The sequence below is a fragment of the Aureimonas jatrophae genome (assembly GCF_900104035.1).
Taxonomy (GTDB): Bacteria; Pseudomonadota; Alphaproteobacteria; order Rhizobiales; family Rhizobiaceae; genus Aureimonas; species Aureimonas jatrophae.
Genome location: NZ_FNIT01000001.1, coordinates 773,691 through 787,175, shown reverse-complemented (window position 1 = coordinate 787,175; position 13,485 = coordinate 773,691). Strand labels below are relative to the sequence as shown.

The 13,485-nt window shown below is 68.0% G+C and carries 14 protein-coding genes; 8 read left to right on the top strand and 6 right to left on the bottom strand.

What is annotated here, in order from left to right; genetic code table 11:
* The first annotated feature begins 23 nt into the window (after positions 1 to 23).
* From BLQ76_RS03865 to BLQ76_RS03845, 5 genes are read left to right on the top strand one after another with little or no spacing between them, the layout of a single operon-like run.
* Positions 24 to 1,550, top strand: coding sequence for an ABC transporter ATP-binding protein (locus BLQ76_RS03865; RefSeq protein ID WP_210184144.1), 1,527 nt, complete (start codon positions 24 to 26; stop codon positions 1,548 to 1,550).
* Entirely contained in the window at positions 1,550 to 2,212 is a 663-nt protein-coding gene (locus BLQ76_RS03860; RefSeq protein ID WP_090669020.1) for a cysteine hydrolase family protein, read from the top strand. Before BLQ76_RS03865 ends, BLQ76_RS03860 begins: the two co-directional genes overlap by 1 nt.
* Positions 2,209 to 2,562: a cupin domain-containing protein gene (locus BLQ76_RS03855; protein WP_090669017.1), complete on the top strand. Its 354-nt coding sequence runs from the start codon at positions 2,209 to 2,211 to the stop codon at positions 2,560 to 2,562. The genes BLQ76_RS03860 and BLQ76_RS03855 overlap by 4 nt, the downstream gene beginning before the upstream one ends.
* 22 nt (positions 2,563 to 2,584) lie before the next feature.
* Positions 2,585 to 4,381: an allophanate hydrolase gene (gene atzF / locus BLQ76_RS03850; RefSeq protein ID WP_090669014.1), complete on the top strand. Its 1,797-nt coding sequence runs from the start codon at positions 2,585 to 2,587 to the stop codon at positions 4,379 to 4,381.
* A 10-nt stretch (positions 4,382 to 4,391) separates the two neighbouring features.
* On the top strand, positions 4,392 to 5,096 hold the full coding sequence (locus BLQ76_RS03845; protein ID WP_090669011.1) for a GntR family transcriptional regulator: 705 nt from the start codon (positions 4,392 to 4,394) through the stop codon (positions 5,094 to 5,096).
* A 98-nt stretch (positions 5,097 to 5,194) separates the two neighbouring features.
* Here BLQ76_RS03845 and BLQ76_RS03840 read toward each other — a convergent pair whose 3' ends face one another.
* Positions 5,195 to 6,157 carry a LysR family transcriptional regulator gene (locus tag BLQ76_RS03840; protein WP_090669008.1) on the bottom strand — a complete coding sequence of 321 codons (963 nt, stop codon included), beginning with the start codon at positions 6,155 to 6,157 and terminating at the stop codon, positions 5,195 to 5,197.
* Positions 6,158 to 6,295: 138 nt separating this feature from the next.
* Between BLQ76_RS03840 and BLQ76_RS03835 the strand changes: the two genes are divergently transcribed.
* Positions 6,296 to 6,886, top strand: a complete 591-nt coding sequence (locus BLQ76_RS03835) for a DUF308 domain-containing protein (protein ID WP_090669005.1) — start codon at positions 6,296 to 6,298, stop codon at positions 6,884 to 6,886.
* Between the two features lie 62 nt (positions 6,887 to 6,948).
* Here BLQ76_RS03835 and BLQ76_RS03830 read toward each other — a convergent pair whose 3' ends face one another.
* Complete coding sequence (locus BLQ76_RS03830) at positions 6,949 to 7,644, bottom strand: aspartate/glutamate racemase family protein (RefSeq protein ID WP_090669002.1); 696 nt, start codon at positions 7,642 to 7,644, stop codon at positions 6,949 to 6,951.
* Between the two features lie 139 nt (positions 7,645 to 7,783).
* Complete coding sequence (locus tag BLQ76_RS03825) at positions 7,784 to 8,623, bottom strand: oxidoreductase (RefSeq protein ID WP_090668999.1); 840 nt, start codon at positions 8,621 to 8,623, stop codon at positions 7,784 to 7,786.
* Between the two features lie 46 nt (positions 8,624 to 8,669).
* Between BLQ76_RS03825 and BLQ76_RS03820 the strand changes: the two genes are divergently transcribed.
* Both BLQ76_RS03820 and BLQ76_RS22315 read left to right on the top strand, forming a co-directional pair.
* On the top strand, positions 8,670 to 9,308 hold the full coding sequence (locus BLQ76_RS03820) for a TetR/AcrR family transcriptional regulator (RefSeq protein ID WP_090668996.1): 639 nt from the start codon (positions 8,670 to 8,672) through the stop codon (positions 9,306 to 9,308).
* A gap of 279 nt (positions 9,309 to 9,587) precedes the next feature.
* Complete coding sequence (locus BLQ76_RS22315) at positions 9,588 to 9,824, top strand: hypothetical protein (RefSeq protein WP_139183914.1); 237 nt, start codon at positions 9,588 to 9,590, stop codon at positions 9,822 to 9,824.
* 21 nt (positions 9,825 to 9,845) lie between these two features.
* On the opposite strand, the gene comJ is transcribed toward BLQ76_RS22315, so the two are convergent.
* The 3 genes from comJ to BLQ76_RS03800 form a co-directional block, all read right to left on the bottom strand.
* Positions 9,846 to 10,325 (bottom strand): competence protein ComJ, encoded by a 480-nt coding sequence (gene comJ, locus BLQ76_RS03810; RefSeq protein ID WP_090668991.1) that lies wholly within the window; start codon positions 10,323 to 10,325, stop codon positions 9,846 to 9,848.
* A gap of 698 nt (positions 10,326 to 11,023) precedes the next feature.
* Positions 11,024 to 12,454: an ATP-binding protein gene (locus BLQ76_RS03805; protein WP_090668988.1), complete on the bottom strand. Its 1,431-nt coding sequence runs from the start codon at positions 12,452 to 12,454 to the stop codon at positions 11,024 to 11,026.
* Positions 12,451 to 13,182, bottom strand: a complete 732-nt coding sequence (locus tag BLQ76_RS03800) for a response regulator (protein WP_090668985.1) — start codon at positions 13,180 to 13,182, stop codon at positions 12,451 to 12,453. Before BLQ76_RS03800 ends, BLQ76_RS03805 begins: the two co-directional genes overlap by 4 nt.
* Positions 13,183 to 13,485 lie beyond the last annotated feature (303 nt).

The following is a 13,485-nucleotide window of genomic DNA, read 5'->3' as shown; positions in this document are numbered from 1 at the left end:
TGCCGGACGAGCCACCGGACGCCATGGAGATGCGTTCGAGCCGGCCGATCCTCGAAGCGGTCGGCCTCACCAAGCGGTTCGGCGCCTTCACGGCGCTGGACGACGTGACGATCGCGCTCCAACCCGGCGAGTTCCACGCGCTTCTCGGCGAGAACGGTGCCGGCAAGTCGACGCTGGTGAAGTGCATCCTCGGCTACTACCAGCCGGACGCGGGCGCCGTCGTGCTCGACGGGCGCGAGGTCGCCATCGCCTCGCCGCGCGACGCGCGCCGTCTCGGGCTCGGCATGGTCTACCAGCACTTCACGCTGGTGCCCGCCATGAGCGTGCTGGAGAACCTCGTGATGGCCGGCGCCACCGTGCCGCGGGTGGTGGACTGGCGCACGGAGCGCCGACGCCTTGCCGCCTTCATGGAAACCATGCCGCTGCGCGTTCCCCTCGACGTCGCGGTGGATCGCCTGTCGGCCGGCGAGCGGCAGAAGACCGAGATCCTGAAGCAGCTCTACCTCGGCTCCCGTGTCCTCGTCCTCGACGAGCCGACCTCGGTGCTGACGCCGAACGAGGCGGAGGAGGTCCTGTCCTTCCTGCGGGCCCGCGCATCCGAGACCGGCATGGCGGTGCTCCTCATCACCCACAAGTTCTCGGAGGTCACGCGCTTCTGCGACCGGGTCAGCGTGCTGCGCAAGGGCCGCCCCGCCGGGGCCGGCAAGGTCGCGGACCTCACGGTCGAGGACATGGCGCGGATGATGATCGGCGAGCGGGAACTCGCCGAGGCGCCGGCCCGCGCCGCCTCGGTCGCCGCACCGCCCGTGCTGCGGCTCCGGAAGCTTGCCGCCGGCCATGCGGGTACCCGGGGGGCGATCGCGATCGACCATCTGGAGGTGGCGCCCGGCGAGATCGTCGGCATCGCCGGCATCTCGGGCAACGGCCAGACGACGCTGGTCGAAGTCCTCTCGGGACAGACGCCGGCGGAGGGCGGCGTGCTGGAGGTCGGTGGCGAGCCCTACCGGGCGAGCCGCGCCGAGGCGCAGGCGCGAAAGGTGCGCTGCCTGCCCGAGGAGCCGCTTCGCAACGCCTGCGTCGGGCGCATGAGCGTCTCCGAGAACCTGGCCTTTCGGACCTTCGACCACAACGCGGCGGGCGCGCCGATCCGCCTCCTCGACCGCAAGCGCATGCGCGGCGAGGCCGAGCGGCTGATCACGGCCTATTCGGTCAAGACGCAATCGCCCGCCTCGCCCATCGCGACGCTCTCGGGCGGCAACGTCCAGCGTGCGGTGCTGGCGCGCGAGCTTCAGGGTGAGACGGATCTCCTCGTCGTCGCCAACCCGTGCTTCGGGCTCGACTTCGGGGCGGTGGCCGACATCCGCGCCCAGCTGATGGCCGCGCGCAACCGGGGTACCGCCGTTCTTCTCGTGTCCGAGGATCTCGACGAGGTGATCGCGCTCTCCGACCGTATCTTCGTTCTCTTCGAGGGACGGATTGTGATGGAGACCCGAGGCGGCGCCTCGGCGGACCCGTTCGCGATCGGCCGCGCCATGGCGGGCCACGTCTGATGAAAACCATCCCCGCCCGCCCCTTTCCCTTTGCGCTGGATCGGGAACGCGTCGGACTCATCGTCATCGACATGCAGCGCGACTTCCTGGAACCCGGTGGCTTCGGCGAGAGTCTGGGCAACGACGTGCGCCCGCTCCAGGCGATCGTGCCCACCGTGGCGCGGCTGATCGCAGGCTTCCGTGCCGCCGGGCGGCCGGTGATCCACACGCGCGAATGCCATGCGCCGGACCTTTCGGACTGCCCGCCGGCCAAGCTCGCCCGCGGGGCGGAGGGCCAGCGCATCGGCGATCCCGGGCCGATGGGCCGCATCCTTGTCCGCGGCGAACCGGGCGCTCAGATCGTGCCCGAGCTTAGCCCCCTGCCGGGCGAGATCGTCCTCGACAAGCCGGGCAAGGGTGCCTTCCACGCGACGCCGCTGGAGGAACATCTCCAGCGCCTCGGGATCACGCAGCTCGCCTTCGCCGGCGTCACCACGGAGGTCTGCGTCCAGACCACGATGCGCGAGGCCAACGATCGCGGCTACGATTGCCTTCTCGCCGAGGACGCGACCGAAAGCTACTTCCCCGAATTCAAGGTCGCGACGCTCGCCATGATCCGCGCGCAAGGCGCGATCGTCGGATGGACCGCCGGGACCGACGCCATCTTGGAGGCCCTCGCATGAGCACCCCCGCGCATTTTCCTGGCCTTGCCACCGGCGCCTTCCGCAACGCCGCCTTCGAGCCGTTCCGCGAGGGCGTCGAGATCGCCCATCTCCAGCGACCGGACGGCAGCGGCGGTCCGGCGCTCGCGCTCCTGCGCTACCGGCCGGGCGCCGGCGTGCCGCGCCATGAGCATACCGGCCTCGAGACCATCCTTGTCCTCGACGGCAGCCAGAGCGACGAGCGCGGCACCTACCGTGTAGGCGACGTCGTCCTCAACCCGCCCGGCAGCATCCACAGCGTCTGGTCCGACGAGGGCTGTACCGTCCTCATCTCCTGGGCGGCGCCCGTGCGCATCCTCGGCGAAGCCTGATCCCCATCCGAAAGCCCGCGTCATGACCCTGCCCGCCGTCCTCGACTTCGCCCGGCTGCGCGCCGCCTACGCCGCCGGCCTTTCCCTGCCCGACATGGTGGAGGCGCTTCTGGAGCGGCTGGAGGGGGCTGACCCGGCGATCTTCATCACGCGCACCGCGCCCGACGCGCTTCGTGCCGCCGCTGCCGATCTTCTGGCCCGTGCGCCGGAGCCGAACGCGCTGCCGCTTTGGGGTCTGCCCTTCGCGGTGAAGGACAATATCGACGTGGCCGGCCTGCCCACGACCGCGGGATGCCCGGACTTCGCCTACGAACCCACGACGGATGCGCCGGTCATGGCGCGGCTGCGGGCGGCCGGTGCCCTGGTGATCGGAAAGACCAACCTCGACCAGTTCGCTACGGGCCTCAACGGCACGCGCTCGCCCCATGGCGCGCCGCGTTGCGTCTTCGACAAGGCCTATGTCTCCGGCGGCTCGTCGTCCGGCTCGGGCGTCGCGGTCGCGGCGGGCCTCGCCGCCTTTTCGCTCGGCACGGATACGGCGGGTTCGGGTCGCGTGCCGGCCGCTTTCAACAACATCGTCGGCCTCAAACCCTCGCCCGGCCGTGTGCCGACGTCCGGCGTGGTGCCGGCCTGCCGTTCGATCGACGTCGTCACGGTCTTCGCGACCTCCGTCGCCGATGGCCTGGAGGCGTGCCGCGTGGCCGAGGGCTTCGAGCCGGACGACCCCTTCTCGCGCCGCTTCCGTGAAACCGACCTGCCCGCGCGTCTGCGCCTCGGCGTGCCGGCGGAGGAGGAGCTGGAATTCTTCGGCAACGACGCCTATCGCACGCTCTTCGACGCCGGCATCGAACGCGCCCGTTCGCTCGGCGCCGAGATCGTGCCCTTCGACTACCGCCCCTTCCGCGAGGCGGCAGCCCTTCTGTACGAGGGACCTTGGGTCGCCGAACGGCTGCATGCCGTCCTGCCCTTTATCGACCGCAAGCCCGAGGCGATGGACGCGACGGTCCGCACCATCATCGAGGGCGCGCGGGACATGAGCGCGGTGGACGCCTTCGCGGGCCGATACCGGCTGGAGGCACTGCGCCGCGAGGCCGAGCGGGAGTGGGCGAAGGTCGACGCTCTCCTCCTGCCGACCTCGCCGGATATCCAGACCGTCGAGGCGATGGAGGCGGATCCGATCGCCCTCAACGCCCGCTTCGGCCGTTACACGAACTTCGCCAACTTCTTCGGCTGCGCCGCGATCGCGGTGCCCGCCGGCTTCACGTCCGCGGGCCTGCCCTTCGGCGTCCAGCTCGTCGGGCCCCAGGACACCGACGAAGCTCTCGCCCCCTTCGCAGCGCGCCTTCAGGCTGCCGCCTCCACCGGAGCCGGGCTCGACCGCGCGCTGACGCTTCCGCCGGTCGAGGACCGCTCGTCGGACGACATCGCCATCGCGGTGGTCGGTGCCCATCTCACCGGAATGCCGCTGAACGGCGAGCTGACGCGGCTCGGCGGGACGCTCGCGCGCACGGCCCGCACGGCGCCGGGTTACCGTTTCTACGCGCTCGCCGGCACCGTGCCACCCAAGCCCGGCCTCGTGCGCGAGGCCGGCTTCCAGGGACCGGGTATCGAGGTCGAGATCTGGCGGCTGTCGCCGGACTCCTTTGGTCGCTTCGTCGCCGCCATCCCGCAGCCGCTCGGCATCGGCAAGATCGCGCTCGACGACGGGTCTCAGGTGTCCGGCTTCCTGTGCGAGGCAGCGGCGCTCCCCGGCGCGGTCGAGATCACGGAGTTCGGAGGCTGGCGGAACTACGTTGCCTCGCTCGCGCGAGCCGCATGATAATGGCGGCATGACACATCGCCCGAAGCGTACGCAGGCGGACATGATCCGCGAGGTCCTGTCCGATCGCATCGTCCATGGTATCCTGCGTCCCGGCGAGGCCTTGGACGAGACCGGCCTTGCGGCCGAATTCGGCGTCTCGCGCACGCCGATCCGGGAGGCTCTGCGCCAGCTGGAGACGATCGGTCTTGCCATGTCGCGCCCGCATCGGGGCACGGTGGTCACCAACGTTTCGGACAGCGAGCTCCACGACATCTTTCGCGTGATGGGGGAGTTGGAAGCGTTGTGCGCGCGCCTCTGCGCGGAGGCGATGACGCCGGCCGAGTGCGAGGCCCTGTCGCACCTCCAGGCGGGTGGTGCCGAATTCGTTCTGCGCGGCGACGTCGACGCCTATCGCGCTCACAACGAGCGCTTCCACGACGCGCTCTACGCAGGCTCGCACAACGGCTTCCTGGAAGAAACGACACGTTCGGTTCGCCGTAGCCTCGCTCCGTTTCGCCGCATGCAGTTCGAGGCGCTGCATCGCATCGCCAACTCTCAGCGTGAGCATGGGAGCATCGTCGAGGCGATCCTCGACGGCGACGCAGACCGCGCCGCTCGAAGCATGCTCGATCACATGTCGATCGTGGAGCGAGCCGTCGACCAGATTTCTCCGACCAAGGTTGCCACAAGCGACGCGTTCGTCACCCGACCGGCACACAGGAAGGCGGTGTAACCCAATCCCGGGACCGGCCCCCTTATGGAGCGATGACGTCCCCATCGCCTTCTGACGCGAGGGATTGCCCGTAACGAACGCCTCCTGAGTTCCGTTCGTCAATCGTCAGCCATACCATGCCTTCGTTGGTCGTCGACTTCGACGCTGCGGGCGATCTCCCTGATCATGCGCCGCATCCAGGCGTGCCCCGGATCGCTGTCGTTGCGACGGTGCCAGTAGAGGCGCTCCTCGAGCGCGGGCATCGCGAACGGAACCGCCAACGCTCGTACACCGTACCGATCGCCGTGCGTCGCCACCATCAACGATGGAAGGATCGTCGCCATTCCGGTTCTTCCGACCGTGTCGAGCGTCAGATGGAAGTTCGGCAACCAGGCGCGGATGCGCGGCTGCCGCGGTTGCTGGCGCCAGAGCTGCTCCGCCACGCCCGCGATCATCCCGCCGAACCGCGTCTCGACATAGGCCATGTCGCACAGCTCGTCGGTCGAGACGACGTCGCCGGCGAACGGACCATCTCTGGAGATCGCCACGACGAACGCGTCGGTGAACAGCGTTTCCGACCGTAGGACCTCCTCGTGGACCTGCATCCCTTCGAGCAGACGGGCCGAGATCGTGATCGCGAAGTCCACCCGCCCGCCGACGATGCGATCTGCCGTATCCGCCGCGAGTTCCTCGAACTCGACGCTGACCAACGGTGCGACCTCGCGCAGCCGGGACAGGAGCGGTACCGCCATGATCTCGCAGCCGTAGGTCGTGGCGGACACCCGAAAGCGCCGCCGCTGGACGGCGGGGTCGAAGTCGCTCGGCCGATCGCCGAGATCGGCGATCCGCGCCAGGATCGTCTTCACCGGATCGGCCAGCGCTCGGCCCTTGGCGGTCAGCTCGAGATCGCGCCCGACCCGTTCCAGCAGCCGGTCGTCGAAGTGATGGCGCAACTTGCGCAGCGCCTCGCTCATGGCGGGCTGCGAGATCGGGATCCGCTCGGCCGCGCGGGTGACGTTCCCCTCGGTCAGCAAGGCATCGAGCGCCACCAGGAGGTTGAGATCCAGTCCGCGAAGATGCATTCGTCCCTCTCGTGATGACGGGCGACAGTTCGTCGCCGTGCGCACGATCTGCGAGCCCGATAGCTGGTATCCGGACAAACGATTTCCGCTGCGCAGCCCACCTCTCTACCTGCCGAACGGACAGTTGGAGAGACCCCCATGACCCCTTACCCAAACGCACACATCCCGGCCCGCTCGGCCTCGGGCTGGCTCAGGAACTACTACTTCATCCGCTTCGCCGTCTCGGCGCTCTGGGTTGCCGCGGCGCTCCTGGTGGCGAGGGACAAGCCGACATGGGCTGCGGTCATGCTGGTCGGCTACCCGGCCTGGGACGCCTTGGCCAACTTCATCGACGCGCGACGCAGCGGCGGCCTTGGTCGCAACAAGTCGCAGATGCTGAACCTTGGTGTCAGCCTTCTCACCACGCTCGCGGTCGCCGCTGCGCTCGGCACCAGCATGAACGATGTGCTCCTCGTCTTCGGCATCTGGGCCGGCTTTTCCGGCATCTTCCAGCTCGCGACCGCGGTTCGCCGCTGGCGATCGGTCGGGGCTCAGTGGGTGATGATCCTGAGCGGCGCCCAGTCCGCCCTGGCCGGCGTCTTCATGGTCGGGCGAGCCTACGGTCCCGACCCTGCCGGCATTGCGAGCGTCGCTCCCTACGCCGCCTTCGGTGCCTTCTACTTCCTCGTCTCGGCGATCTGGCTCACGGTTGCGGAGTTCCGCCAAGGCTCGCCCCGCGCTGCGGGGTGAGGCTTCGCTGTCGACCCGTCCTGTCCGATCGAGGCCGCACGCGGCAGCCCCGAGGCTGCCGTTCAGTCCGCGAGCGCTTGCCGGACCGCCGCCTGCGCATGAAGAGCGGTTGTATCGAACAGGGGCACCGCGCTGTCTTCGGGTCGAACCAGCAGCATGATCTCGGTGCAGCCGAGGATCACGGCCTGCGCGCCGGCTTCCGCCAGATGCGCGATGACAGCCCGGTAAGCGTTGCGCGAGGCCGGGACGATCTGCCCAGCCACGAGTTCCTCGTAGATCACGCGGTGGACCGTGGCGCGGTCCTGCGCGTTCGGCACGATCACCTCCAGCCCATGCCGCTCGGCCAGGCGTCCCTTGAGGAAGTCCTGCTCCATCGTGAATGCGGTGCCGAGGAGTCCGACCCTCCGCAAGCCCGCCGCTTTGATGCGCTCGGCCGTCGGATCGGCGATGTGCAGAAGCGGCACCTGTACCGCCGCTTCGATCGCCGGTGCCATGCGATGCATCGTGTTGGTGCAGATCACGAGGATGTCGGCGCCGGCGGTCTCGAGCTTGCGTGCCGCGTCCACCAGGCGGGCCGTCAGTTCCTCCCACTCTCCCCGGTGCTGAAGGGCTTCGATCTCGGAGAAGTCGAAGGACCACAAAAGGCAGCGGGCGGAGGCCGTGGGTCCCAACCGATCGCGGACGCCCTGGTTGAGGATGCGATAGTACTCGGCCGAGCTTTCCCAGCTCATCCCGCCGATCAGGCCGATCGTGCGCATGCGTGTCTCCGGTCGATGCCGCTCCGACACGGAGCTACCGCTCAACCGGCCCGAAGGGAATGGCCCTCCTCGCCCGGCGACCCGACATGACGACGCCGGATCGACCGGGTCGTCTGCACAGCAACGGTGTCGTTATGATTCATCCGGAAAAGCTCGTGGATCGCGAGAGCGCGTGCCAGGCGCCCATCTCGGTACGCATGGCGTCGAGCTTGGCGTTCACCAGTTCCAGCGCGTCCTCGCCAAGGAACAGCCGCACCGGAGGGTTGTCCGCCTCGACCAGCGCCAGAAGGGCCTCTGCGGCCTTCGCCGGGTCGCCTGGCTGGTTGCCGCTCTTGGCCTGGCGAGCTGCACGGATCGGATCCATCACCGCGTCGTAGTCGGGAACCGAGCGAGGCGTGCGGTCCATGGACCGGCCAGCCCAGTCGGTGCGGAACTGTCCCGGCGCGAGCGCCGTGACGTGGATGCCGAAGCCGGCCACCTCCTTGCCGAGCGCCTCCGAGATGCCCTCGAGCGCGAACTTCGAGCCGCAATAGAAGCCGACTCCAGGCATGGTAATGAAGCCGGCCATCGAGGTGACGTTGACGATATGGCCACGGCGCCGCTCGCGCATGCCTGGCAGCACCGCCTTGATCATCGCCACCGGACCGAACACGTTGGCGGCGAACTGGCGCTGCAGATCGTCGATCGTGGACTCCTCAAGGGCGCCCTCGTGACCATAGCCGGCGTTGTTCACGAGGACGTCGACCGGCCCCGCCTGGTGTTCGGCTTCCGCAACGGCGTTCGGGATCGCATCGTAGTCCGTGACGTCGAGAACCAGCGGCTGCGCGCGTCCCGGCGCCAGTGCGGCGAAGGTTGTGGCATCGTCGGTGCGTCGTACCGTACCGATCACGCGATGGCCCGCGTCCAGTGCGCCTTGAGCGAAGGCGCGACCGAGGCCGGAGCTGACGCTGGTGATGAGGAACGTTCGGGAAGGAGACATGGCTTGGACCTTTGGAACTCACGTTTATATCATGATATAAACCAGCATGACCTCTGACAAGACCTCTCCGTCGCCGAGACCATCCACCCGCGAGCGCGTCCTCGATGCGGCCGAGCGACTGCTCGCCTCCGGCCACGCCGGCTTCTCGATGCGCGACCTGGCCAGCGAGGCGTCGCTCAGCTTCGCGACGCCGTTCAACCAGTTCGGCAGCAAGGGCGCGATCATGCTGGCGCTGTCGGCACGCCGGATCGACGCCATGAGGGAGCGCCTGAACCATGCCCCGTCCGCCGGCACCGCGGCAGCCAGCGTCCTGGCCGCGGTCGACATCGCCGCGTCGGTGATGCTGGAAGCCCCATCGGTGAACCGCGTCGTGATGGGGTCGATCGGCTCACCGAGCGATACCCCCGGCGCCGTGTCGTCCCGGTCGAGGGACCTCTGGTCGCTGGCGCTTGGCGAGGGTGCCGGGTTGGCGGACGCGACGCGCGATCTTGCCCTCGCAACGCTTCCCGACCCTCTCGCCCTCGCCTTTCGAGGCGCGCTCTCGTTCTGGACCGCCGGGGAATACGACGACCGGGCGCTTCGACGCTCGGCGCGTTCGGCGGCCGCAGCCTGCCTTTTCGGGTTCGTCCGTGCTGACGAGCGCAGAACGCTGCTCGCAACCATGGCCGATGGCCACCGTCCGTAGAGGAAGCACGCGGACAGGACGATCGGTTTATCTCACCATCCTCGTTCCGCCTTCCAGGCAAGAGCGTATCCCGGTGCAAGCCGAGCCATGACGGACCTCGGAACGCCACGACAGCAGCGGCCGCCTTATCTGATCGCCATCCGGAAAGCAGCCGGACGGGTTTCGACCCGTTGCGGTCTTTGCGCACCTCCGCTGACGCATTTGGAAGCGGACATGGCTTCCGCCTCGGGCGCAGCGCAGATACGCCCCTACCGGGATATCAGACCAGGCGAGGATTGGGTGATCGAGATCGACGGCACGCGCTTTCCCGTCAACATCGGCAGCGACATCGAGGACGATGGCATGTATCTTGAGGTCGCCAACGAGGCGGGCGCCTTGCTCCTGCTGATCTTCTACGACGACCGAACGGCCGAGATGAGCGTGACTACCTACCGCCCGGCGCTCTCGCTGGCGCTGATCGAGCAAGCCATCTTGATCGCCAGGATCCGTCTGCCTCCCGATCCGAAGCGGGGGTAGAACGCCGGATCGCGGTACCGTTCAGGCGGGATCGGCGAGCGTCGAGAGAACGTGATCCGTCTCGATCTGGTCCCCTTGTTTCAGGATCGCGAAGCTTGGCGTCGGCGTCTCCAGAAAATGCAGGTGCAGATCGTACGCGATGTCGGTATCGCTCGCGGATCTCGGAGTCCGCGCCTCGAATACGAGGTTGTAGCGACCGGCGGGAACCGCCACCGCGCGCTCGTCGCCGACCGTTCCGATCCCGACCGGCGCTGCGCCGACATCGAACGGCGTCTGCACGGCCCATAACGTGCCTGCGTCCAGACGGAAGCTCTCCGAGCGCTCCACCGTGATCCTCACCTGACCGTCGTGATCGGGAACGCCGAAGCTGGCGATCCCCGGCGACCAGGCGAACCCCTGGGCCACGTGATCGTCGGTCCAGAGAAGCCCACCCGCGGGTGTTTCCGGGACGGCGACCGTGATCTGCGTGTAGAGAACCGTCAGAAGAAACTGAGCCAGCATCGTCCGCCTTTCGGGTCGTCCGCTTGCGTTCGATCCTAACCAACAGCGGACGGTCCGCAAACCACCCAACCAAGTCGAGGATCAGTCGTTGACCTCGGGCCGGGAGTGGAAGGTCCGCTGGGCATGAGGGGAGCGCAGCAGCGGCCATTCTGCCAGTGGCCCGAACGCGACCTTTAGCGCCAAGACGTCGACTCCCGAAAGCGGCCACTGCGGGACATGGAGGCTGGGTGGTGGTGATTGTCGCCTTCTTGCGGCAGGGCAGGAGATGCTCAGCGAAAGATCGGGATCGAGGTTGCCGTACCGCATAAGACGAGGCGTCTGCTGACGAGCCGCGACTTCGAGCGGAGCGTGAAGGGCGCCCAATCAGGTGCACGGGTCCCGTAGGTCCGGAAGTCAGGTTGTCGCGCGCTTCGCTGCATCCTTCGCGACGATGTCGGTGGGGCTTTACACCGACCAGTCTGTCTCGATCCTCCGGTTCGACGGTGGGCAGACCATTGAGGGCGAAGGTTTCCCAGACAGGGCAGCGTATCGCGGTGTGGTCATCAGCGGCGAGCCGATCGCAGGGTAGGTCTGATTCGGAAGCCGTCATGCCTGATGCTCGTGGACCGCAGGGTTCCAGCAGTCCGATGGCCCGGGACCTTGGCCAGCGCGGCGGGTTCGCGGACGATCGAGCGGCGCTGACCCGTCGGTGCAAACCATCAAGCCGGCAGCGTCGCGGTCGCCCGCAGGCCGGGGCTTCGCAGGGTCAGCAAGATGTCGCCCCCGTGCTGACGCGCAATGGCGCGCGCGATCGAAAGCCCGAGGCCCGCGCCACCCGTATCGCGCGAGCGCGAATCCTCCAGCCGCACGAAGGGCGTGAAGACGTCCTCCATGCGATCCACCGGAATGCCGGGTCCGTCGTCCTCGACGAGAATCTCGACGCCGGACGAGGTCGAGACGAGACGCACCTCGGCGTGTCCCGCGTAGCGCACCGCGTTCTCGACGATGTTGCGGACCATCCGCTTGAGGTTTTCCGGACGGCAGCGATAGGCCACGCGCCCGTCGTGCGAGAAGTTGACGGACTGACCGAGCTCGGCGAGATCCTCGCAGACGCTCTCGACCAGCGCCGACAGGTCGATCGTGCGGGTCGCCTCGTTGGTCGTGTCCTGCCGCGCGAGCGACAGGGTGGCCTCCGTCATCTCCTCGAGTTCACCGATGCTCGACAGCATCCGGTCCTTGAGTTCGGCGTCCTCGATGAACTCGGTGCGAAGGCGCAGCGTCGTGATCGGCGTCCGCAAGTCGTGGCCGATCGCCGCCAGCATGCGGGTCCTGTCCTCGACGAACCGATGCAAGCGCTCCTGCATGCGGTTGAAGGCTTCGGCCGTGCGCCGCACGTCGTCGGTTCCGCAAGCCTTCAAAGGCGGCACCGGTTCGCCTCGCCCGAGCGTATCGGCAGCCTGGGTGAGCTGGCGCAACGGTCCGGAGACTCCGTGCAGGATCACCATGGCGACTATCGAGACGAGGATCGCCGTGAGCGCCAGGGCGAGCGGCAGGTGGGTCTTCCAGATGGAGGGCAGAAACTCCTTGTGGAAGGCGACATTGAGAACCAGGCCGTTGTCGAGCGGAACGATGACGCCGGCGCCATTCCGGTCGTCGTAGTCGAGATAGGCGGCCCCGGGCGGGAGATCCGCCTGCCCTGCGACTGGCGTGGTCCAGAGCGCGCCGGTCTGCCAGGACCCGGCGGCAGGACGCTCGAACGGCGAGCCCGCGATCCCGGCGGCCATCGGCGGCGTGCCGTCCTGCGCTCCGTTCAGAAGAACGCGCAATGGAGTCTCGAACCGTTCGGACGCTGCCTCCACCCACTCCCGGAGATCGGGGGTGGCGTCGCGTGAGATCCAGAAGCGGGTGTATTCCGTGCTGTTGACGCGGGCGACACCCGACCGGACGTCGTCGGGCGCGGTTTCGATCAGCCGGGCGACCGCGGCGGCCCGGCTGGCCAGCTCCGTCCGTGCGGCGGTCTGCATGTCGGACTGGAACTTGCCCCAGGAGATCCAGATCCCGATCGACTGCGATGCGAACAGGGCGATCAGCATCGAGCCGAGGAGCTGGACCGTCAGGCTTCTATGCCACCAATGCAGAACGCGGCTCATGGCGCGGTGACCTCCGGCATGAAGCTGTAGCCGCCACCCCGATGGGTCTGGATGATCATCGGGTTCTTCGGGTCGGCTTCGACCTTGCGGCGCAGGCGGCTGATCTGGTTGTCGATCGAGCGATCGAACGGGTCAGCCTCGCGGCCAACGGTGAGATCCAGGAGCTGGTCGCGACTGAGAACCACACCCGGCCGCTCGATCAGAACCTTCAGCAGGCGGAACTCGGCGGTGGAGAGCGGAACCCCGACCCCGTCGTCGCCCTGCAGCTCGCGGCGGGCCAGGTTGAGGATCCAGCGATCGAACCGCATCAGACCGGCGCTGCGCGCGGCCGGCTGCGGCGGGAGACTGTTGACCCGGCGCAGAACGGCCTTGATGCGCGCCAGGAGCTCGCGCGGCGAGAACGGCTTGACGAGGTAGTCGTCGGCCCCGAGCTCCAGGCCGACGATGCGGTCCGTCTCGTCGTTGCGGGCGGTCAGGAAGATGATGGGAATGCCGACCCCGGCGCGCGAGCCGCCCCTCAGCTCGCGGCAGACGGACAGGCCATCCTCGCCGGGCATCATGATGTCGAGCACGATGAGATCGATCGCCCCGCGGTCAAGGAGACGACGCAGAGCTGTGCCGCTTTCCGCAAGACTCACCCGGTAGCCCTGCTGCTGGAGGTACTTGCCGACGAGATCGCGAATGTCCCGGTGGTCGTCGACGACCGCTATATGTGGAACGGACTCCATGGACGGCTCCGACTTCTAGTTCCGCAGCGATGCATACTGGACGTTCTTGCCGAACGCCCGAAGAAAACTGTCGCGTTGTGTGTCAGGCAATCCGGCGTGACGGGTTTTGCGGCCCATCGACGATACAATTCGCGACAAACGCGGACGCTACCGACACAGCCCGGCGACACGCGCTGGTTAACTTGCCTCTCGAAGCGACGAGGCCACTCGCCGCCACCTTCGCAGGATCGCCGATCCCTTGGCGCCTGCCGCAGGCCACGCAAGGCAACCCGAGGCCGCAGCCCAAGACGCTTCGAGCCTCTC